Origin of the sequence: Ethanoligenens sp., assembly GCF_047718355.1 — a bacterium.
GTDB lineage: Bacteria > Bacillota > Clostridia > Oscillospirales > Ethanoligenentaceae > Ethanoligenens.
The window spans coordinates 18,817-39,767 of the sequence record NZ_JBDNLG010000006.1; the positions used below are offsets into that span (position 1 = coordinate 18,817).

Consider the following 20,951-nt stretch of genomic DNA (forward strand, 5'->3'; position numbering starts at 1 on the left):
CATGTGCATGCGGACGGTCTTGACCGCCTGCGGGATAAAGGTCGTTCTTCCATGGCAGATGCTTTGGACAGAGCGGCCTTTTTTTATGGGCGTGTGGAATATCATCGTTGCATCCGCACGTGTGGTCGGCTATAATGGAGTGTATATGATGCGGGGCGAGGAGACACGATTGATGCAACAACAGGTGGTTGACGAACTGGTGGCACGTGCGCGGCAGGCGCGCAAAAATGCCTATGCGCCATACTCTCATTTCCGTGTAGGGGCGGCGCTGCTCACGCGAAACGGCCACATTTATACGGGCTGCAACGTGGAAAATGTGTCGTTTGGAGCCACTATTTGCGCAGAACGCGCAGCAGTGTTGGCCGCAGTTTCCGCGGGGGAGCGCGCATTCGCCGCCCTCGCGCTCGCGGCGGGGGAGGATGTGACTCCCTGCGGCATGTGCCGGCAGGTGCTCGCTGAATTTTCCAAAGACGGTGCATTGCCGATTTACTGTGCGGGGCCGGAACAGGTGCGCGTGTTCACCCTGGCGGAACTGCTGCCACGGGCGTTTGATTCCTTTCAAGCGGAGGACGCCGAATGATTGATCTTGCCAATCCTACGCAGATTAAGGCGTTGCTGGCGCGTCACGGGTTTCATTTTTCCAAGGCACTGGGGCAGAATTTTCTGGTTAATCCGTCGGTCTGTCCACGGATGGCGTCGCAATGCGGTGCGGAGGAAGCCGCCGGCGTGCTGGAAATCGGCCCCGGTATCGGGGTGCTGACGGCGGAGCTTTCCCGCCATGCCAAAAAGGTGGTGGCACTGGAGCTTGACAGCCGCCTGCTGCCGGTGCTGACGGAAACGCTGGCGGACCGCCCGAATGTGACGGTGTTACAGGCCGACGCGATGGAGGTCGACCTTGCCGCCCTGCTTGCGCGGGAATTCGATGGACCGGTAGCTGTCTGTGCGAATCTGCCCTATTACATCACCTCACCGCTGCTTATGCGCCTGCTTGAATCACACCTGCCCATCACTGCCGTGACCGTGATGGTGCAGAAAGAGGCCGCCACACGCATCTGTGCCGCACCTGGCAGTCGGGACGGGGGCGCCATCAGTCTGGCAGTGCGCTATTATGCGGAACCGCATGTGCTGTTTGCTGTTTCGGCGGGTAGCTTTTTACCCAGCCCCAAAGTGGATAGCAGCGTGATCCGGCTCGACCTGCATGCTGCGCCGCCGGTTACGGTGCAAGATGAGGCACTGCTGTTCCGTGTGATCAAGGCGGCGTTTGCCCAGCGGCGCAAAACATTGCTCAACGCGCTTTCCGCCGGGTTGGGACTGCCCAAAGCACAGATCAGTGCGGCTCTGCGGGCGGTCGGCGTGGCGGAGAACCTGCGTGGCGAACGGCTCCTGCTGGAGGATTTTGCCCATCTGGCCGACGCGCTTGCCGCGCCGTCGATTGAAGCATGACGCCTGTTCGCACAGGAGAGTTTTAAAGAAAAACGTTCTGTGCTATACTATAGACCATTGAAACTATGCCGTTTAACCGATATATGAGGTGAGCCGTTTGCAAGAAAACATCCGCAATTTTTGTATCATTGCCCATATCGACCATGGCAAATCCACGCTGGCCGACCGTCTGATGGAAAAAACCAGCGCCGTTTCCGCCCGGGATATGGAAGCCCAGCTGCTTGATAACATGGATCTGGAACGCGAGCGCGGAATCACTATTAAGGCGCGCGCGGTCAAATTGAGTTATAAACATACCGACGGACAGACGTATGAGCTGAATCTTATTGATACGCCGGGTCATGTCGATTTCAACTATGAGGTATCGCGTTCGCTGGCAGCGTGCGAAGGCGCCATCTTGGTGGTGGACGCGTCGCAGGGGATTGAGGCGCAGACGCTTGCCAACACCTATCTGGCGGTGGATCACGGGCTGGAAGTGCTGCCGGTTATCAACAAAATCGACCTGCCCTCCGCCGACCCCGACCGGGTGAAAGCTGAAATCGAGGATGTCATCGGCATTCCGGCGGATGACGCCCCCTGCATTTCCGCGAAAACCGGATTGAATATACAGGATGTACTGGATCGGATTGTCACAGGGATTCCCGCGCCGCAGGGCGACCCGGAAAAATCACTCTCTGCACTGATTTTTGATTCCTATTATGACAGTTACAAGGGCGTTATTGTCTATATGCGGGTGGTGGATGGCACGGTATCCGCTGGAACGCGTATTAAGATGATGGCGACCGGCGCAGAGTTCGACGTAGTGGAAGTCGGCTATATGCTGCCGACCCATTCGCAGCCCGCAGACTGCCTGCGCGCGGGCGAAGTCGGCTACCTGACCGCCAGCATTAAAAATGTGGCGGACACGCGGGTGGGTGATACGGTCACCACGGTGGAAAATGGGGTGCTTGCGCCGCTGCCGGGTTACAAAAAGGTGAACCCGATGGTCTATTGCGGCGTGTATCCGGCCGACGGCGCGAAATACGGCGATTTGCGTGACGCATTGGCAAAACTCCAGCTCAACGATGCGTCGCTGGCCTATGAACCGGAAACATCCATTGCACTGGGGTTTGGGTTCCGCTGTGGCTTTCTGGGTCTGCTGCACATGGAAGTCATTCAGGAGCGGTTGGAGCGGGAGTATAACCTCGATTTAATCACCACCGCGCCGAGCGTGGTTTACAAAATCATCAAAACCAACGGCGAGACGGCGTTTATCGATAATCCGACGAATTTTCCATCGCCCGATGTAATTGCACAAGCGGAGGAGCCGATGATCACGGCACACATCCTCACGCCCACCGAATATATTGGCAGCATTATGGAGCTTTGCCAGGAGCGGCGCGGCGTCTATAAAGACACTAACTATCTGGACGCCACACGCGCCGACCTGCACTACGAATTGCCGCTCAATGAAGTGGTATACGACTTTTTTGATGCGCTCAAATCCCGCACACGCGGATTTGCCTCCTTTGATTATGAGGTAAAAGGCTATGCACCGTCCAAACTGGTCAAGCTGGACATCATGCTCAACAGCGAGGTGGTGGACGCGCTCTCGTTCATCGTCCACGCAGATAAAGCCTATACGCGCGGGCGGCGCATAGCGGAAAAACTCAAGGATGTCATTCCACGCCAGATGTTTGAAGTGCCGATACAGGCGGCGGTGGGCGGGCGCATCATCGCGCGTGAGACGGTCAAGGCCATGCGCAAGGACGTGCTGGCCAAATGCTACGGCGGCGACATCACACGTAAAAAGAAGCTGCTTGAAAAGCAGAAAGAGGGCAAGAAGCGGATGCGTCAGCTTGGCTCGGTGGAGGTACCGCAGGAAGCATTTATGTCGGTGCTGAAACTGGACGAATGAGCGGCACATCACTGGGGCTGTATGTGCATGTGCCATTCTGTGCGCCCGCCAAATGTCCATACTGTGATTTCTATTCGGTACCATTCTCGCCGAATCTTGCCGCGCGGTATCTGCAAGCGGTGAAAACCGCCGCGCAGACCTATGTACCATATTTCGCTGGACGAAACGTGACGAGCGTGTATTTCGGCGGCGGTACGCCCACCTTGCTGGAGGGCGGACTGGCGGAACTGCTCACGTTCTTTAAAGCGCTTTATCCCATTTTGCCGGAGGCGGAGGTCACCGTGGAGGCCAATCCCGGCGCACATTTGTCCAAGCTGCTGCCTGTTCTGCGTGCGGCAGGGTTCAACCGCCTGTCTCTGGGGATGCAGTCTGCGTGCGGCGCGGAATTGGCCGCCCTTGGGCGGCGGCACACGGCATCAGATACAGCGCGTGCCGTATCTGATGCGCGCAAAGCGGGGTTTGACAACCTCTCAATCGATTTGATGCTGGCAACACCGGGGCAGACAGTGGACAGCGTGCGTCGTTCGGTTGCGTTTGCAGCCGGACTTGACGCGGAACATGTGTCGGCCTATTTGCTGAAAGTGGAGCCGGGCACACCGTTTGCCGTGCGCGGACAGCGGGAAGCCGATGAGGATTTGCAGGCCGATTGCTATCTGGCGGCTTGTGAGGCGCTACACTCTTATGGCTACCGGCAATATGAGATTTCCAATTTTGCAAAACCGGGATTCGCGTCCAAGCACAATGTGGGGTACTGGGACTGCGGGGAATACCTCGGTCTGGGGCCGGGCGCACATAGCTTTCTGGACGGGCGCCGCTTTTACTATGCGCGGAACCTCACGGATTTCGTTGCGGGTGTGTCGCCGATAGACGACGGCGCGGGCGGTGGTGTGGAAGAATACGTTATGCTTCGCCTGCGTCTGACCGACGGGTTGGAAGAGAACGCACTGCGCGCGCGTTGCGGCGTGGATTTCTCTATTTTTGCACCAGACAAATTACTAAGGTTGGAAAACGGCGGTTTCTTGCGGCGCGGAGCGGGAAAAATCGCACTCACTACCCAAGGTTTTCTAATGAGCAACGCCGTGATTGCTACGCTTCTGTCTTAAATAAAGCAGTTGAAATCCGCTCCTGTTTCCGTATGCAAAGCTCTTGACATTTAGTAAAAATGGTGATAGAGTACATAGTGTTAGCACTCGTGGATGTAGAGTGCTAACACTATACCGGCGGATGCTGGAGATTGGGGTGTATTGCAGCCGTGTATGACGGCTTTTTGAATCGGAGGTGATCTTATGCAGCTTGACGACAGAAAAAAGCGCATCCTTGGCGCGCTTGTGGATTGTTATGTGGCTACCGGGGAACCGGTTGGCTCCAAGCTGCTGGCGGGTGTACTCAATCTGCATCTTTCTTCGGCCACCATCCGAAACGAAATGTCTGAACTGGCGGAGATGGGCTTGCTGGAGCAGCCACATACCTCTGCGGGCCGCATCCCGTCACAGGCGGGCTACCGCTATTATGTCGATTCGCTGATGGATGTCTATCCGCTGACGCTTTCCGAGCAGGCGCGCATCAATGTGGTGCTGCGCATCGACGGCAGCGATCTGGACAGCGTGCTGTCTAAGGCGGGAGATATGTTGGCGGCCATTACCGGCTGCGTTGCGGTTTCCGCCGCACCGCGCGCAAACATCCGCATTCGCAGTGTGGAGGTCATGCCGGCGGGGAAACGATCCATGCTGATTGTGCTGGTCGCGTCCCCCGGAGTGCTGCGAAGTCGGCTTTGCAAAGCGGGGCAGGATGTAGACACCGACATGCTGGCGTACTTTACCAACCTGTTGCGCGATAAACTCTTGGGTTTGCCGCCGGAGGCCGCTACGCCGGAATTGAAAAGCAGGATGGAACGCGCTCTCGCACAGTATGCCGCCGCGTTGCGACCGGTGCTGGAGGCTGTTTTTGACGAACTCGGTGTGCTGAGCGACGCGGAAGTCTTTCTTGGCGGCGAAACAAATCTGTTTTGTTATCCTGAATTTCATGACGGCTCCGCGCTGGAGATTATCCATTTCTTAGAACAGCGCGAGCAGCTTTTCAAATTGGTGGATGATGTGCACGGCCCGGTCAATGTGCGTATCGGCACGGAAAACGGCACCGATTCCATGCGCTCCTCCAGTTTGATCGCCGCCCCGTATAAGGTGGGTGGAAGGCCGCAGGGCAGCGTAGGCATTATCGGCCCCATTCGCATGAACTATGCCAAACTTGTTTCCCATATCGAATATTTCTCGTCCGTATTAAGCAAACTCATCAGTGATACCTTCCCCGATGAGTGATGGACGTTATATAGAAAGTCGAACGAAGGAGGCCTATCCATTGAAGAATAAAAAGGACGCGGAAACGCCCCAAGACCCGAACCTTGATCCTGTATCTCCGGATGCTGGTGAGGCAGCCATTTCTGAAACAGCGGATGGCAATGTGGGTGTGGAAGCAGCGCAGGATACCAAGGGTGAGGCGCAGGAGTTATCCGAGGAGGACGTTCTCAAACTGGTTCTGCAGAGTCAGAAAGCGGAAAATGAGCGTTTGCAGAAGGAACTGGACGCTGCGAAAGCAGACGCTCAGACCTACAAGGCGCAGGCCGACACGCTTAATCAGCGCTTAGCCAATACGATTTCCGAATATGACAATTACCGGCGGCGCACAACGGCTGAAAAAGAGGCTTTGGGTGCAGATGTCTCGGCTAAATCGGTCAAGGCACTGCTGCCCGCCCTGGACAGTCTTTCGCGCGCCGTTGAGTTTGCCGAGGCAGACCCCGAAAGCTTCAGGCAGGGCGTTGAAATGACGCTCAAGCAGCTTGAAAGCGGTTTTTCCACGCTTGGCGTAACCGAGATCGAAACTGTCGAGGGACAGACATTTGACCCGGACCGCCATAACGCCGTCGCTCATGTGGATGACGACAGCATGGGCGAATCAGTGGTGGCCGAAGTTTTCCAAAAAGGCTATGCCATTGGGGACAAAGTCATTCGCCATTCGGTCGTCAAGGTCGCCAACTAAGGGATTTCCCTTTTAAAAAATTGTATATAAAATGAAAACATTCATGCCTTTAGGCATGAGTAGGAGGTAATCATATGGGCAGAATTATTGGAATCGATTTAGGAACCACCAACTCGTGTGTTGCGGTCATGGAAGGCGGCGAGCCGGTTGTCATTGCCAACTCTGAAGGCGCGCGTACCACGCCGTCCGTTGTAGCATTCTCCAAAACCGGCGAACGCATGGTCGGTCAGGTCGCTAAACGGCAGGCTATCACCAATCCGGATCGCACGGTGATTTCCATTAAACGGAAAATGGGTACCGATTTCAAAGTGCCTATTGACGACAAATCCTATACGCCGCAGGAAATTTCCTCAATGATCCTTGGAAAGCTCAAAGCGGATGCAGAAGCTTATCTGGGCGGCGCCGTCACAGAAGCGGTCATCACCGTACCGGCTTACTTCACAGATGCGCAGCGCCAGGCAACCAAGGACGCGGGCAAGATCGCAGGACTGGATGTCAAGCGTATCATCAACGAGCCGACTGCGGCTGCGTTGGCCTATGGCATCGACAAGGAAAAAGACCAGAAAATCATGGTCTATGACCTTGGCGGCGGCACATTCGACGTTTCCGTCATTGAAATGGGCGATGGCGTGCAGGAAGTGTTGGCTACCGCAGGCAACAACCGCCTCGGCGGTGACGATTTCGACCAGCGGGTCATGGACTGGCTGGCGGAAAGCTTTAAAAAAGAGAATGGCATCGACCTGCGCAACGACAAGATGGCACTTCAGCGCTTGAAAGAAGCGGCGGAAAAGGCGAAAATTGAACTTTCCGGCGTGACCAGTACCCAGATCAACCTGCCGTTTATCACGGCAGACGCCACTGGACCGAAACATCTGGATGTGACACTTTCCCGCGCAAAATTCAACGAGCTGACTGCCGATCTGGTCGAAGCTACTTCCGGCCCGGTCAAACAGGCGCTGAAAGATGCAAATCTTGACCCAAGTACACTGGACAAGATTCTGCTCGTCGGCGGCTCCACCCGTATTCCCGCCGTGCAGGAAATGGTACAGAAGATCACCGGCAAAGAACCGTTTAAAGGCATCAATCCGGATGAATGTGTCGCGGTTGGCGCGGCCATTCAGGGCGGCGTGCTGGGCGGCGAGGTCAAGGGACTGCTGCTGCTCGACGTGACCCCGCTTTCGCTGGGCATCGAGACCCTCGGTGGTGTGTTTACCCAGATCATTGAGCGCAACACCACCATCCCGGTCAACAAGAGCCAGGTGTTTTCCACCGCAGCGGACGGCCAGACCTCTGTTGAGGTGCATGTGCTTCAGGGCGAACGGCAGATGGCGAAGGACAACAAATCGCTGGGTGTATTCCATCTCGACGGTATCCCGGCCGCACCGCGCGGCGTGCCGCAGATTGAGGTCACATTCGACATTGACGCCAACGGCATCGTGCATGTTTCCGCTAAAGATCGCGGCACCGGCAAATCACAGGATATCACCATCACCTCCAGCACAAACATGAACAAGGACGAAATCGAGAAAGCCGTCAAGGAAGCCGAACAGTTTGCCGAGGAAGATAAAAAGCGCCGCGAGGAAATTGATGTCCGCAACGCTGGCGATCAGGCGGTGTTTCAGGCTGAGAAAACGCTGACCGATTTGGGCGACAAAGTATCCGCAGACGATAAAAAAGCTGTGCAGGAGAAAGTGGACGCACTGAAAGAGACGCTGAAGGGCACCGATATCGAAGCCATCAAGGCCGGTGAGGAAGCGCTCTCCAAGCAGCTTTATGAAGTGACCGCAAAGATCTATTCCCAGAACGGCGGCGCGCAGGGCGGCCCCGAAGCAGGCGGTTCGTCGGCGGATGCGGGGCAGACTTCCAATGATACGGGTGCGGGTCCGGATGTGCATGACGCAGACTTCCATGAAGTGCATGACGACGATGATAAAAATAAATAATATCAAGTAATTCATTTGTGGGGAGTGCGGTTGGGCCGCAGACAGGTGCAAATGGAATTGGGTTGATGGCAATGGATAACGATTTTTGTCAGATCGTTCATTGCAATACAGTGTGAGTGGTGATAGGATTGGCCGACAAACGCGATTTTTATGAGGTGCTCGGCATAGCCAAAGGCGCTTCGGATGATGAGATCAAAAAGGCATACCGCCGCCTTGCAAAAAAATACCACCCCGACCTCAATCCGGGGGACAAGGCAGCAGAGAAAAACTTCAAAGAAGTGAATGAGGCTTATGAAGTCCTTTCCAACTCGGAGAAGCGCGCGCGGTATGACCAGTTCGGCCATGCGGGCGTTGACCCGAATTTCGGTGCGGGTGCCGGCGGGCAGGGCGGCGCATATGGAGCGGGATTCGACTTCGGCGATTTTGGAGATATTTTCTCCAATTTGGGGGATATTTTCGGATTTGGCGGGCAGGGCGGCCCTCGCAACGGTCCTACACGCGGCAACGACATCCATATCCATCTTTCTATTAGCTTTGAAGAAGCCGCAAAGGGTGCCAAGCGGCAGGTGGAAGCCTCGCGTGTGGTGACTTGTTCTACCTGTGGCGGCACAGGTGCAAAACCGGGTACGCATCCCGAGACCTGCTCCTTTTGCCACGGCACCGGCACCGTGAAGGTCAGCCAACGCACGCCATTCGGCGTGATGTCTACCTCTCACCCTTGTGAGCATTGCCATGGAACCGGCAAAATTGTCAAAGATCCCTGTCCCGATTGCCATGGTATCGGGCTGGTGCGCAAACCGCGCAAGCTGGAAGTTGACATCCCTGCCGGTATTGATGACGGGCAGGTACTCACATTGCGTGGACAGGGTGATTTTGGCCGCAACGGTGGACCGGCGGGCGATTTGAATATTTCCATTTCAGTGCGCGCCCATAAGATTTTTCAACGGCGTGGTTTTGATGTCTACTGCGATGTGCCACTGACATATGCGCAGGCCGTGCTGGGAAGCGATATCCATGTGCCGACATTGGATGGCAAAGTGGATATGCATATCCCGGCGGGTACGCAGCCGGGTGAAACGTTCCGCCTGCGGGGCAAGGGCATCAAGAATCTCAATCGGTATGGGTCGGGCGACGAGTTTGTGCGCGTGACAGTGGAAGTACCGAAAAACCTGACCGACAAGCAGAAAGCGCTTCTCAACCAGTTCGATGAGGCGACCAAGGATGGCCCTCATTATGAAAAGCGCAAGAGCTTTTTTGCAAAACTGAAAGACCTATTGTAAACAACAGGTCTCATATATGGAACACCCGGCACGGCGTTGGCTGTGCCGGGTGTTTTTATAAAGCGAACCGCCTCCGAAAACCGAAGGCGGTTCGCTTTTGTATCTTAGAAAAAAAGTTTTCGTCAGTTGGCAGCAATCTTTGGGGTTGTGCTGCCTGTCACAGTATCGTCTGCGGCCGGTTCCTGTGCACTGGGTGCATGATGCCGCAAGGCAAGATCCTGCTCTACCTTTTTGTAGATGTGGTCGAGCTTATATTTGGACAAAAGCAAAAGCATAAGAAGGCTTGCAATTATTGGCAGAATGAGATACATGAACTGGATGGCAAGCGAAGTGGAATGGGACTGGGTGTGGGCTTGTGCGGAATAACCGCTGACAGCCAACGCTATGCTGACAGCCGCTGTACCCAGGCCGCTGCCGATCTTGGCGGTGAAGCTCGACGTGCTGTAAGTCAACCCCTCAATGCGAACACCGGTCTTCCATTCACCATATTCGATCGTATCCGTCGCCATCGCGTAATAGCAGCCCATGACAGGTGACATGCCAAAGCCCTTGATAATGCTGCCTACGATGAGCAGCACGACGTTGGAAGGCTGCACCATCATCACAATGGCACCGAGGATAATGACCAAGACACCGGCAATGCAGAGGTTGCGCTTACCAAAACGGACGATTAGCCGGGATTGTATGAGCGTGCCAATCATGATGGGAATGTAGAAGCCGAGGGCAACCACAATGTTTAAGGTCTGCTGCATTTTTGCAGACACACCTACCACATAGCTGACATACAGAATGGTGGTGGAGCAATTAGAAACGTAAAAGAAGAAGAAAACCGCACCGAATGTAATAATAAACAACCAGTTGTCATTTTTCAACAACGTCTGGAAAGATTGTTTAAGGGACATGCCTGCTTGCTGTGCACCCGGCAGATCGACACGTTCTTTTGTGAAAAAGAACACCATCAGGAAAAGTAAAACGGCAATACTGCCATATGTAATGCCGGTGCGGCTCCAGCCCGTATAACTGCCGCCAAAAGCTTTGACAATGAAAGGCGTGGTGCAGCTGACCATGATGGCGCTGCCATAGGCCAGAAATGTCCGAAACAGGTTAATGACGGAACGTTCATACTGGTTGTGTGTAATGAGAGAATTCAGGATGCCGTACGGGGAGTTGATAAATGAGTATATGACATTGAAAATCAGCAGGGTGGCAAATGCCCAAATCATTTTGGGCATCATACCGATGTCGGGAACAGAAAACATCAGTGCAAGAAACACGGCGTACGGGATCATCATGCGCAGGATCCAAGGGCGCGCCTTGCCAAAGCAGGAGCGGGTCTTGTCCACTGCAACACCTGCGGCGATGTCGGCCAGTCCGCCGACGAACATGGCCAATAATGTGACGACGGCAGCTGCCCCCGCGCTGATTTTCAGCACCTGCGTATAGTAGATGACCATGAACCAGCCGAATGAGGCGTATCCCAGGTTATGGGCCCAGTCACCGACGCCGTACCCGAAGCGTTCACGAAACCCTATTTTTTCATTCTCCATAGAAGAAAGAGCCTCCAATTTCAGTGTTGATTGTATTGTAGCAAGTTGAGGATGAAATATGAAAGAATTTTACCGAGTATGCACATAAATTCTTGTTTATTATACTACTATTACACGTTTTGTCCAGCAATCATTTAAAAGTTTTATGCGGATTGTTAAATTTTCAAAGGCATGCTTTTTAGGGAAGAGCTGTACCACTATGCAGATGGAATCCTATGCATGAGTGTCCAAAATGTGACAAACCTTGTACCGCTTTGCGCTTATAATAGAAGCAACCCGTCAGGGAAGATTTATTTCATGTTCCGAGGCGATGCAATGGTACGAGTGGTCTACATAGACGTCCTGTTTGCCGTCAATATCATTCTGGACTATTTTATTCTGCTAACCGTGTCCCGTATGCTGCATCGGCAAGATAAACGTCTTCGCCTACTCGCGGGTGCGGCGGTCGGGGCCATCTACGCACTGTTTATTTTTTTGCCGGAGATGGGGGTGCTGTATACGGCGGGGTTGAAAGCCCTGCTCTCTGTCGGCATCGTGCTGGCCGCCTATCGCGTTTCTGCCCTCAAGTCTTTTTTTCAGTTGCTGGGGTTGTTTTATCTGGTCAGTTTTCTGTTTGGCGGGTTGATTTTCGCGCTCTATCTGTTCTGCACCCCGCCGGGGATGCTCATGCGCAATGGCGTTGTCTATTTTGATATCTCGCCGGTCACGCTTATTTTGGCGGCTGGGGCATGTTATGTGCTCATCACACTTTTTTCCAGAGTGGTGCGCCGCCGTGAATCCCGCTTTTACAGCCTGGCTCTGACGGTAGATGGCAAAACAATCTCTGTTTCCGCCATGCTGGATACCGGCAACAGTTTGTGCGACCCGCTTTCCGGTACGCCGGTGCTGGTGGCTGAATATGAAGCAGTGCAAATGCTGCTGCCAAAGACGCTGCGCCCCATGTTCCAAAAAGGGTTGCTTCAAACACTCCCGGAGTTGGACGGGACTGGTTGGGAAAACCGGCTGCGTATGGTGCCGTATGGCGGGCTAAATGGGAAAGGCGGTTTGCTTCCCGCGTTCCGTCCAGATGAGTTGGCGGTTAAGGTAAAAAACGGAACAGTCAAAACCAAAGATGTGTTTATAGCCGTTTGTGGGGGCCGCCTGAGCAGCGACGGGCGGTATAGGGCTTTGCTCACCCCAATGCTGTTCAACAAGTTATCGGGGGATGATCTTTTTGCCGGCGATGCGCAACCTGTACCGGTTGGCCATGCGCCTGTGCATGGCCGCGATACATAAGCTGCTTTTAGACGAAAATCGCATTTATTACATCAACGGGCCAGATACGCTTCCGGCTCCGCTTGCCGCAGCGGATGAAGCAGCCTGCTTGCGCGGGCTGGAAGCAGGAGAAAAGGAAGCCAAAGACACACTCATTGAGCACAATCTTCGTTTGGTAGTCTATATTGCCAAAAAGTTTGAGAATACAGGTATCGGGGTGGAAGATCTGGTCTCCATCGGGACGATTGGGCTCATCAAGGCGGTCAATACGTTTTGCCCCTCTCGCGGTATCAAGCTGGCCACCTATGCTTCGCGCTGTATCGAAAATGAAATTCTGATGTTTTTGCGCAAAACGCAAAACCAAAAGAACGAAGTGTCCATCGATGAGCCGTTGCATGTTGACTGGGATGGCAACGAATTGCTGCTCTCCGATGTGCTGGGTACCGACAGCGACGTCGTACACCATGATATTGAAAAAGATGTGGACAGAAGCCTGTTGGCAACCGCTATCAGCCATCTTTCCAAACGCGAGCGCGTCATTATGGAAATGCGCTTTGGTTTGCAGGGCGGCGTAGGACGCACCCAAAAAGAAGTGGCGGATTCCCTTGGCATTTCCCAGTCCTATATTTCCCGGCTCGAAAAAAGAATTATCCAGCGCTTAAAAAAAGAGATTGAGCGGGTCGGATAGCGCAGAAATCCTCGCACGGTAGCATTTGAAAGCACCGGGCGGGGAATTTTTGTGCTTTTTTGGAAACACTCAAATGTCCATTGAAAAATTTACCATTGATAAAAGTACGGTGAACGCCCGGCGTATGCGTATACGAAACGGTCTGCGCGGCAATACTGGAAATGGAATTTAATTTCCTTTTTCGGGAGGGCCGTGTATGCAGTTTAATAAAGTAGAAATTTGCGGCGTGAATACTTCCAAGCTGAAAGTGTTGACGGAGCCTCAGAAAACGACGTTGCTTAAGCGCGTCAAACAAGGCGATCTTGCCGCCAGAGAAGAACTTATCAGCGGTAATCTGCGGCTGGTTCTGAGCGTGATTCAGCGTTTTACCAACCGCGGGGAAAATCCGGACGACCTTTTTCAAGTGGGCTGCATTGGGCTGATGAAATCCATCGATAATTTCGACATCAGCCAAAATGTGCGATTTTCCACTTATGCCGTCCCGATGATTATTGGGGAAATCCGCAGGTATTTGCGGGACAACAACCCCATTCGTGTCAGCCGTTCACTGCGGGATACTGCCTATAAGGCGATGCAGTGCAAGGAACGCCTGACGAATCAATCGCAGAGGGAACCCACCATCGAGGAAATGGCCAAAGACATGGATATGCCAAAAGAGGAGATTGTGCTGGCATTGGAATCGGTGGTCGATCCGGTTTCTTTGTACGAGCCGGTATACTCCGACGGCGGCGACACGATCTATGTGATGGATCAAATCGGTGACAAGACCATGGACAGCGATTGGCTGGACGAGATTACGCTTAAGGAAGCTGTGGGCGCATTGAGCGAGCGGGAAAAACGAATCTTATATTTGCGCTTTTTTGAGGGACATACCCAGATGGAGGTGGCTTCGGAGATCGGAATATCACAAGCGCAGGTATCCCGTTTGGAAAAAGGGGCACTGTCCAAAATCAAGAGCCAGATGTAAGAGGTTATCGGTATTGTCCACACGGCATACACTGCAAAGAGGAACGCCGGTATGCAGCGGCTTTTGCGGAGGTGTGCAGTGTGGACTTAACCACGATTGAAGAACTTTCCTGTAAAGACGTCATCAACCTGCGGGATGGAAGCAGGCTTGGCAATGTATGTGATGTGCAGATCGATATCTGTGACGGCTGTGTCCGGGCACTGATTATTTTCGGCCGCCCCAAATTCTTTGGTCTGTTCGGGCGGGAGGAAGATCTTTGCGTGCCGTGGGAGAATATAGACAAAATCGGCGAAGACGCTATTTTGGTCAACTGCGAGCCGGTCTGCGGTTCCGCGAGGCCCTGTAGAAGGAAAAAAGGCGGCATTTTCGGTTTTCTTCACTGAGAACTTGCAAAGCCCGCCGGATTATGGTATAATTCTACTGCTAAAACACACGCACCGTGCGTTCGGGACGGTGCCTTTTTTCTGCGGTCGCAGGGAAAAGGTTTCCCGGATGAAATTCACGCGGTGCGGCGGTATAACCGGGGAGGTTTTTGCTTTATGGCATCAGTCGTTACAATGAAACAACTTTTAGAAGCAGGCGTGCATTTCGGTCACCAGACCAGACGGTGGAACCCCAAAATGACCACCTATATCTTCACAGAGCGCAACGGTATCTACATCATCGATTTGCAGAAGACCGTGCGCAAACTCGAAGAGGCCTATCATTTCGTGCGCAAACTTTCTGAGGGCGGCAATACGATCTTGTTTGTCGGCACCAAGAAACAGGCACAGGATTCCATCCGTGAAGAAGCCGAGCGGGCGGGCGCCTATTTTGTCAACGCGCGCTGGCTGGGCGGTATGCTTACTAACTTCCGTACCATCCGCCGCCGTATCGACCGTCTCGCGCAGCTGCGCAAAATGGAAGAAGACGGTACGTTTGAATTGCTTCCGAAAAAAGAAGTGGTCAAATTAAAGCTGGAAATCGAGAAACTTGAGAAATACCTTGGCGGTATCAAAGATATGAAGAAACTGCCCGCGGCTCTGTTTATCGTCGATCCCCGCAAAGAGCGTATCGCCGTTTCCGAGGCACGCAAGCTCGGTATTCCCATCGTTGCAATCGTGGATACCAACTGCGATCCGGATGAGATTGATTATGTTATTCCCGGCAATGATGATGCCATCCGTGCCGTTCGCCTGATTTCTTCCGTCATGGCAAATGCCTTGCTGGAAGGTAAACAGGGTGAGCAGACGGAGCAGCCAGCACCTGCAGCAGCACCGGTTGCAGCCGCTACGCCGGCTGTTGCCACTGCACCGGCTGCGCAATAAGCTTGCAGCACCGTTTTTATTATTAATGGGGATACGGCGTTTTTAAAGCGCTCCGCATACAAGTGATGTGGATGGGGTTGCCTCCGACACATGGACGGCCCGACACCGTCTCCGCATATAGGGAGATCCCCGTATGCGGGGACGCTTTCGGGATTTGATTCATGGGACGGGGCACCCTTTTCTTATGATGATACATGTACGTTGATATATTCAATAACAGCACATATAGGAGGAATTGTAGATGGCATTCACAGCAAAAGACGTGAAATCGTTGCGTGAGCAGACCGGCTGCGGCATGATGGACTGCAAAAAGGCGCTGGAGAATTCTGACGGGGATATGGACAAAGCCGTCGAATACTTGCGTGAAAAAGGCCTGGCTGCCGCTGCTAAAAAATCCGGCCGTATTGCGGCGGAAGGTGTGGTTTTCGCAGAAGTCTCTCCGGCCGACAAAGCTGGCGTTGTGCTGGAAATCAATGCCGAGACGGATTTCGTGGCCCAAAATAATATGTTTCAGGAATTTGTCAAGCAGGTTGCACAGACCATCCTCAAACAGAAACCGGCCGATTTGGACACGTTGCTGACATTGAAAGCAGACGGGTCTGATTTGACAGTCGCGGAAGTTTTGCATGAAAAAGTGCTGACCATCGGCGAAAACATCAAGATCCGCCGCTTTGCGCGCATGGAGGGCGATCTCATCACCTATATCCACGGCGGCGGACGCATCGGCGTGTTGGTGCAGTTCGAGACCGACGTGGCCGGCAAAGACGGCTTCGAGGAGTTTGGTAAAGATATTGCCATGCAGATTGCGGCGATGAATCCCCGTTATCTGAACGAGCAGGCAGTTCCGGCCGATGTGGTCGAAGAAGAGAAGAAAGTCTTGACTGTGCAGGCGATGAATGAGGGTAAACCGCAAAACATCGCCGAAAAAATGGTCAATGGCCGCATCCGGAAATTCTTCAAGGAAATCTGCCTGGTTGATCAGGATTTTATTAAAGATGCTGACTTGACGGTGCAAAAATATACCCAGGAAACTGCCAAGAAATTGGGCGGCAGCATCAAAATCACCCAGTATGTGCGCTTTGAAAAGGGCGAGGGTCTGGAGAAGCGGCACGACGATCTGGCGGCGGAAGTCGCCGGCATGGTAAAATAAAATACGTTTCGCAAACAAGAGGGTGTTACAAAGGACCCGTCACGGTTTGCTCTGGAATAAATCCGCTTGATTGGTTTTTACAGAGTATACAGGACGTTGATTTTCTTTGAAAGCAGCCTCTTTTTTCTGCGTATATAGGGGTAGGACCGTAGGTATACGGTGATATGTTATGGCAGTCTGCAATATTTTCAGCCGAGAATCGCAGGTGTCGGGCGGATTTGGAAACGGGTTTTTCACTGATATGACAGCTCGTTCATAAAATAGGGGTTTACAGCCCATTTTATTTCGGGTAGAATAAGGTTTGCTATGGAGCAAAAAAACCGGCGACATCACATGTACTGTGCTTGTTGATCAGTCGGCAGATTCTTTCAAATATATCGCTGTCATGTCGGAAGTGCTGCGGTGGAATGACCGTGATACATATCTGTCAGAAAGCGTGGAGGTTTAATATGGAGCAGCCCAAGTACAGACGGATTCTTCTGAAATTGAGCGGAGAGGCTTTGGCGGGGCCAAAGCATTTTGGACTGGACTATGATGTGGTCACCGATATCTGCCGCAGCGTAAAAGAAGCGGCAGAACTTGGAACAGAGATCGCAATCGTTGTGGGCGGCGGGAACTTTTGGCGCGGGCGCAGCAATGAAAAAATGGATCGGACACGCGCCGACCATATGGGGATGCTGGCGACAGTCATTAACTCATTGGCCATTGCAGATGCGCTCGAGCAGCTTGATGTGCCGGTGCGTGTGCAAACGGCGATCGAGATGCGGCAGATTGCGGAACCGTATATCCGCAACCGTGCGGTACGTCACTTGGAAAAAGGGCGTGTCGTGGTGTTTGGATGCGGTACGGGCAATCCGTTTTTCTCGACGGATACAGCGGCGGCCTTGCGCGCGGTGGAGATTGACGCGGACATCATCCTCAAGGCCACTATGGTGGACGGTGTGTATGATTGTGACCCGACTAAGTATCCCGAAGCGGTTCGGTTCGATTATATCTCTTATATTGACGTGCTCAACCGTGGATTGGGCATTATGGACAGCACCGCAACATCGCTTTGCATGGACAATGAGGTGCCGATCATGGTCTTCAGTATGGTCGATCCACAAAATATTGTGCGTGCGGTCTTAGGGGAAGATATCGGCACCATTGTGCGCAGCGCACAGCAATAACAGTTGCAGTGCGAGGCTTGCTTCATATAGAGATTGGATGGTTATTGGGAATCAGTCGCTTCTAATTTGGCCGCAGGGAAGCGGATGAGCAGTGCGCCGCGGCGGCAGCGGAGAAAAGAGTGAATCATGGCAGGCAAACAGGATTATCAGGGAAAAATGACCAAAACGGTCGCGGCGCTTGAGAGCGAGTACAGCACCATTCGTGCCGGACGTGCCAATCCCGCAATTTTGGATAAAGTGCGGGTGGACTATTATGGAACACTGACGCCCATCAATCAAATCGCGGCGGTGTCCATCACCGAGGCACGCAATCTCACCATTCAGCCGTGGGATGTATCACAGATCCGGGCTATCGAAAAAGCCATCTTGACATCGGATCTGGACGTCAATCCGCAGAATGACGGTAAGGTACTTCGCATCGCATTCCCGCCTCTTACTGAAGAGCGGCGTAAAGAACTGGTTAAAACGGTGCGGAAATATGCCGAGGATGCCAAAGTTGCCATTCGTTCCATCCGCCGGGATGCAATCGAATCACTTAAAGAGCAGAAAAAAAGCGGAGAGCTGACTGAGGACGACCTCAAGGATGCTGAAAAAAAAGTGCAGGACAGCACAGACCGGTTTTGCAAAGAGATTGACGGTATCGCCTCCAAAAAAGAAAAAGAGATCATGGAAATATAAGCGACGGTTGGGCGGAGGAATGTGATGTTTGGTTTTCGCAAAAAGCCGGAAACAACGTTGGAACGGGTATTGCCGGTGCATATCGCGGTCAAGATGGACGGAAATCGGCGCTGGGCAAAACAGCATCATGTGCCCCGGCAGGCCGGGCATGTGGCGGGTTCCGAAGCATTTAAGACAATTGCACGGTATTGCAACAAGATCGGCGTGCAGTATTTAACGGTCTATGCCTTCTCCTCGGAAAACTGGAAACGATCTGAGGACGAGGTAGAAGGCCTGATGAGCTTGCTACGCAAAAATCTGCGCGATGTGCTGACAATCTTTCGTGATGAAAACATCCGCACGCGGTTTATCGGGGACCGCACCCGGCTCGACCCGCAGCTGCGTGAGCTAATGGCGGAAACGGAGAGAGTCTCGGCAGATCGGACGGGCCTGCGGCTGAACATCGCCATTAATTACGGTGGACGTCCGGAGCTGGTGGATGCCGCACGCGCCATTGCGCAAGAGGTGCGGGATGGCACGCTTTCTCCAGATAAAATTACTGAGGATGTGTTTGCCGCGCATTTGTCTACGGCGGGTCAGCCTGACCCTGATCTGGTGATTATGCCCGGTGCGGAAAAGCGGATCTCCAATTTTTTGTTATGGCAGTCGGCCTATGCGGAATACTGGTTTTCCGATGTTTTGTGGCCGGATTTCACACCCGATGTGCTGGAGCAGGCGATTACGGATTTTAACGGGCGTAAGCGACGTTTCGGCGGCTCGTAATCAAGTGTGTTTTGTGGTATGATGTTGGTATACGCTCCTGCTTATTGCATGGGCAACTGACAGACAGGCGGCGCAGGCCGTTTCGCGGCGGTGAAAAAGGTTCCCTGTGAAAAGAGGCTAACATGAGGCAACGGCTTATTTCGGCAGCATTCGGCGTACCGCTTATCGCGGCGGTTTTGCTGCTTTACAACACGGTGGTTTTGAACATCGTGGTCGCGCTTATCAGCATTCTTGCTCTCTATGAAGTATTCGTGGCCATGAAATATATCCAGAGCCGTGGTCTGGCGGTTGCCTGCTTTGTTTATACGGCTGTTCTGCCCTTTTTTAATATCAGCCGGATGCACTTGATTGTTATGACTTGCAGCTATTTGTTTATTGTGGCGCTTTTTAGCCTCTTGATGCATTATCGAACCGGTTTGAAGCTTGAACAGATTGGCACGGCATTCATGCTGACGGTCATGATTAGCCTTGCGTTTTCGAGCATTGTGTTTTTGCGGGATATTCTGGCTGTGCGCGCTTTTACCAGCTTCGATTCGTTGTTCTATTTAGTGCTGATTTTTATCGGTGCGTGGATCACAGATGCCGGCGCCTATTTTGTGGGGCGATTTTTGGGTCGGCATAAGATGGCGCCAAAAATCAGCCCGAAAAAGACGGTTGAAGGCGCAGTGGGCGGTATCGTCTGTTCTGCAGTGCTGTTTCCGGTGGCGGGGCTTGTTTATCAAAGCTACGCCGCTTTCGTGCATACGCCGGTGACGGTGCATTACCCTCTGCTGGTGGTTATGGGCGTGCTCTGTGCCGTTGTCGCGATTTTCGGTGATTTGGCGGCGTCTATCATCAAGCGCGAATGTCAGATCAAAGATTTTGGACATATTCTGCCGGGTCACGGTGGAATCATGGATCGGTTTGACAGTGTGATGTTTGTTGCGCCGCTGATGTATGTGCTGGTGCAGATTTTACATGTTGTGTCATCCGCACATGTGATGTGACGGGGCTTCGATTATGTTGGCAATTACAGATAAAATGGCCTTGTTATGCACATGGCCAATATCCAATACACAGATGCAAAAGCCCCTTATTGAAGTGCCGGAGTAATATAAAGTCATTTTATTAGAAAGGGCATTCATATGATGGCAGTGCAGTCCCTATCCATACTGGGTTCCACCGGTTCCATCGGTACACAGGCGCTGGATGTAGCCCAAAAGCTGGGACTTCGGATCACAGGGCTTGCGGCGGGGCGCAAGATTGATGTGCTGGAGCAGCAGGTGCGGCAGTTCCACCCATCTGTTGTTGCGGTTTCGGATACGGAAGCCGCTGAAATGCTGCGCGTCCGTTTGCGTGATGTGCCGGTACGTGTCCTTGCGGGAGAGGATGGCGTTTGTACGGTTGCAGGCGGAGAGGCAGACATGGTTTTGAACGCGGTGGTCGGTATGGCAGGTCTTGCCCCGACCATCGCGGCCATCGAGGCCAAAAAGACGCTTGCGCTTGCGAACAAAGAGTCGCTCGTGGTGGGCGGCGAGTTGGTTATGCGTCTTGCGCGGGAAAACGGTGTGCGCATTTTGCCGGTGGACAGCGAGCATTCCGCTATTTTCCAATGTTTGCAGGGTAGTGCGGCGCACGGAGAAATCAAACGATTGATCCTTACGGCGTCCGGTGGACCTTTTTTTGGCTATACATGCGAGCAACTCCGCACCGTAGAGCCAAAACAGGCGCTTCGCCATCCAAACTGGAAGATGGGTGCGAAAATCACCATCGACAGTGCAACGCTGATCAATAAAGGCATGGAATTGATTGAAGCAATGTGGCTATTTGACGTTTCACCGGAGAAAATAGAAG

19 protein-coding genes and 1 pseudogene are annotated in these 20,951 nt (G+C 53.1%); 19 read left to right on the plus strand and 1 reads right to left on the minus strand.

Annotation, left to right across the window (positions count from 1 at the left end; all coding sequences use genetic code 11):
• Positions 1-7 precede the first annotated feature (7 nt).
• The 8 genes from cdd to dnaJ all read left to right on the plus strand — a co-directional run bounded on the left by cdd (position 8) and on the right by dnaJ (position 9,596).
• A complete protein-coding gene (gene cdd, locus ABF463_RS01725; protein ID WP_415531808.1) occupies positions 8-580 on the plus strand; it encodes a cytidine deaminase in 573 nt (190 codons plus the stop codon).
• Entirely contained in the window at positions 577-1,443 is an 867-nt protein-coding gene (gene rsmA, locus ABF463_RS01730; protein ID WP_415531809.1) for a 16S rRNA (adenine(1518)-N(6)/adenine(1519)-N(6))-dimethyltransferase RsmA, read from the plus strand. Before cdd ends, rsmA begins: the two co-directional genes overlap by 4 nt.
• Positions 1,444-1,531: 88 nt before the next feature.
• Positions 1,532-3,340 (plus strand): translation elongation factor 4, encoded by a 1,809-nt coding sequence (gene lepA, locus ABF463_RS01735; protein ID WP_415531810.1) that lies wholly within the window; start codon positions 1,532-1,534, stop codon positions 3,338-3,340.
• Positions 3,337-4,443, plus strand: coding sequence for a radical SAM family heme chaperone HemW (gene hemW / locus ABF463_RS01740; protein WP_415531811.1), 1,107 nt, complete (start codon positions 3,337-3,339; stop codon positions 4,441-4,443). Before lepA ends, hemW begins: the two co-directional genes overlap by 4 nt.
• 183 nt (positions 4,444-4,626) lie before the next feature.
• Positions 4,627-5,655 carry a heat-inducible transcriptional repressor HrcA gene (gene hrcA / locus ABF463_RS01745; protein ID WP_415531812.1) on the plus strand — a complete coding sequence of 343 codons (1,029 nt, stop codon included), beginning with the start codon at positions 4,627-4,629 and terminating at the stop codon, positions 5,653-5,655.
• Positions 5,656-5,695: 40 nt separating this feature from the next.
• Positions 5,696-6,373 carry a nucleotide exchange factor GrpE gene (gene grpE, locus ABF463_RS01750; RefSeq protein ID WP_415531813.1) on the plus strand — a complete coding sequence of 226 codons (678 nt, stop codon included), beginning with the start codon at positions 5,696-5,698 and terminating at the stop codon, positions 6,371-6,373.
• 74 nt (positions 6,374-6,447) lie between these two features.
• Positions 6,448-8,316: a molecular chaperone DnaK gene (gene dnaK / locus ABF463_RS01755; protein ID WP_415531814.1), complete on the plus strand. Its 1,869-nt coding sequence runs from the start codon at positions 6,448-6,450 to the stop codon at positions 8,314-8,316.
• Positions 8,317-8,444: 128 nt separating this feature from the next.
• Complete coding sequence (gene dnaJ / locus ABF463_RS01760) at positions 8,445-9,596, plus strand: molecular chaperone DnaJ (protein WP_415531815.1); 1,152 nt, start codon at positions 8,445-8,447, stop codon at positions 9,594-9,596.
• A 122-nt stretch (positions 9,597-9,718) separates the two neighbouring features.
• Here dnaJ and ABF463_RS01765 read toward each other — a convergent pair whose 3' ends face one another.
• On the minus strand, positions 9,719-11,143 hold the full coding sequence (locus ABF463_RS01765; RefSeq protein ID WP_415531816.1) for an MFS transporter: 1,425 nt from the start codon (positions 11,141-11,143) through the stop codon (positions 9,719-9,721).
• Positions 11,144-11,440: 297 nt separating this feature from the next.
• On the opposite strand from ABF463_RS01765, the gene spoIIGA reads away from it, so the two are divergent.
• The 11 genes and pseudogenes from spoIIGA to ABF463_RS01820 all read left to right on the plus strand — a co-directional run.
• Positions 11,441-12,418 carry a sigma-E processing peptidase SpoIIGA gene (spoIIGA, locus tag ABF463_RS01770; protein ID WP_415531817.1) on the plus strand — a complete coding sequence of 326 codons (978 nt, stop codon included), beginning with the start codon at positions 11,441-11,443 and terminating at the stop codon, positions 12,416-12,418.
• On the plus strand, positions 12,390-13,085 hold the full coding sequence (gene sigE, locus ABF463_RS01775; protein WP_415531839.1) for an RNA polymerase sporulation sigma factor SigE: 696 nt from the start codon (positions 12,390-12,392) through the stop codon (positions 13,083-13,085). Before spoIIGA ends, sigE begins: the two co-directional genes overlap by 29 nt.
• Positions 13,086-13,281: 196 nt before the next feature.
• Positions 13,282-14,052, plus strand: a complete 771-nt coding sequence (sigG, locus tag ABF463_RS01780; RefSeq protein WP_415531818.1) for an RNA polymerase sporulation sigma factor SigG — start codon at positions 13,282-13,284, stop codon at positions 14,050-14,052.
• Positions 14,053-14,132: 80 nt separating this feature from the next.
• Positions 14,133-14,435: a YlmC/YmxH family sporulation protein gene (locus tag ABF463_RS01785; RefSeq protein WP_415531819.1), complete on the plus strand. Its 303-nt coding sequence runs from the start codon at positions 14,133-14,135 to the stop codon at positions 14,433-14,435.
• Between the two features lie 156 nt (positions 14,436-14,591).
• Positions 14,592-15,359 carry a 30S ribosomal protein S2 gene (rpsB, locus tag ABF463_RS01790; protein WP_415531820.1) on the plus strand — a complete coding sequence of 256 codons (768 nt, stop codon included), beginning with the start codon at positions 14,592-14,594 and terminating at the stop codon, positions 15,357-15,359.
• Positions 15,360-15,600: 241 nt separating this feature from the next.
• Positions 15,601-16,509 (plus strand): translation elongation factor Ts, encoded by a 909-nt coding sequence (gene tsf / locus ABF463_RS01795; protein ID WP_415531821.1) that lies wholly within the window; start codon positions 15,601-15,603, stop codon positions 16,507-16,509.
• Positions 16,510-16,958: 449 nt separating this feature from the next.
• The gene (gene pyrH / locus ABF463_RS01800; RefSeq protein WP_415531822.1) at positions 16,959-17,678 is read left to right on the plus strand and encodes a UMP kinase; all 720 of its coding nucleotides are present in this window, start codon (positions 16,959-16,961) and stop codon (positions 17,676-17,678) included.
• A 126-nt stretch (positions 17,679-17,804) separates the two neighbouring features.
• Positions 17,805-18,356 (plus strand): ribosome recycling factor, encoded by a 552-nt coding sequence (gene frr, locus ABF463_RS01805; protein ID WP_415531823.1) that lies wholly within the window; start codon positions 17,805-17,807, stop codon positions 18,354-18,356.
• A 24-nt stretch (positions 18,357-18,380) separates the two neighbouring features.
• Complete coding sequence (uppS, locus tag ABF463_RS01810) at positions 18,381-19,118, plus strand: polyprenyl diphosphate synthase (RefSeq protein WP_415531824.1); 738 nt, start codon at positions 18,381-18,383, stop codon at positions 19,116-19,118.
• A 122-nt stretch (positions 19,119-19,240) separates the two neighbouring features.
• Positions 19,241-20,104 carry a phosphatidate cytidylyltransferase gene (locus tag ABF463_RS01815; RefSeq protein WP_415531825.1) on the plus strand — a complete coding sequence of 288 codons (864 nt, stop codon included), beginning with the start codon at positions 19,241-19,243 and terminating at the stop codon, positions 20,102-20,104.
• 198 nt (positions 20,105-20,302) lie between these two features.
• Positions 20,303-20,951: pseudogene (locus ABF463_RS01820) on the plus strand (1-deoxy-D-xylulose-5-phosphate reductoisomerase); the annotation flags it as partial.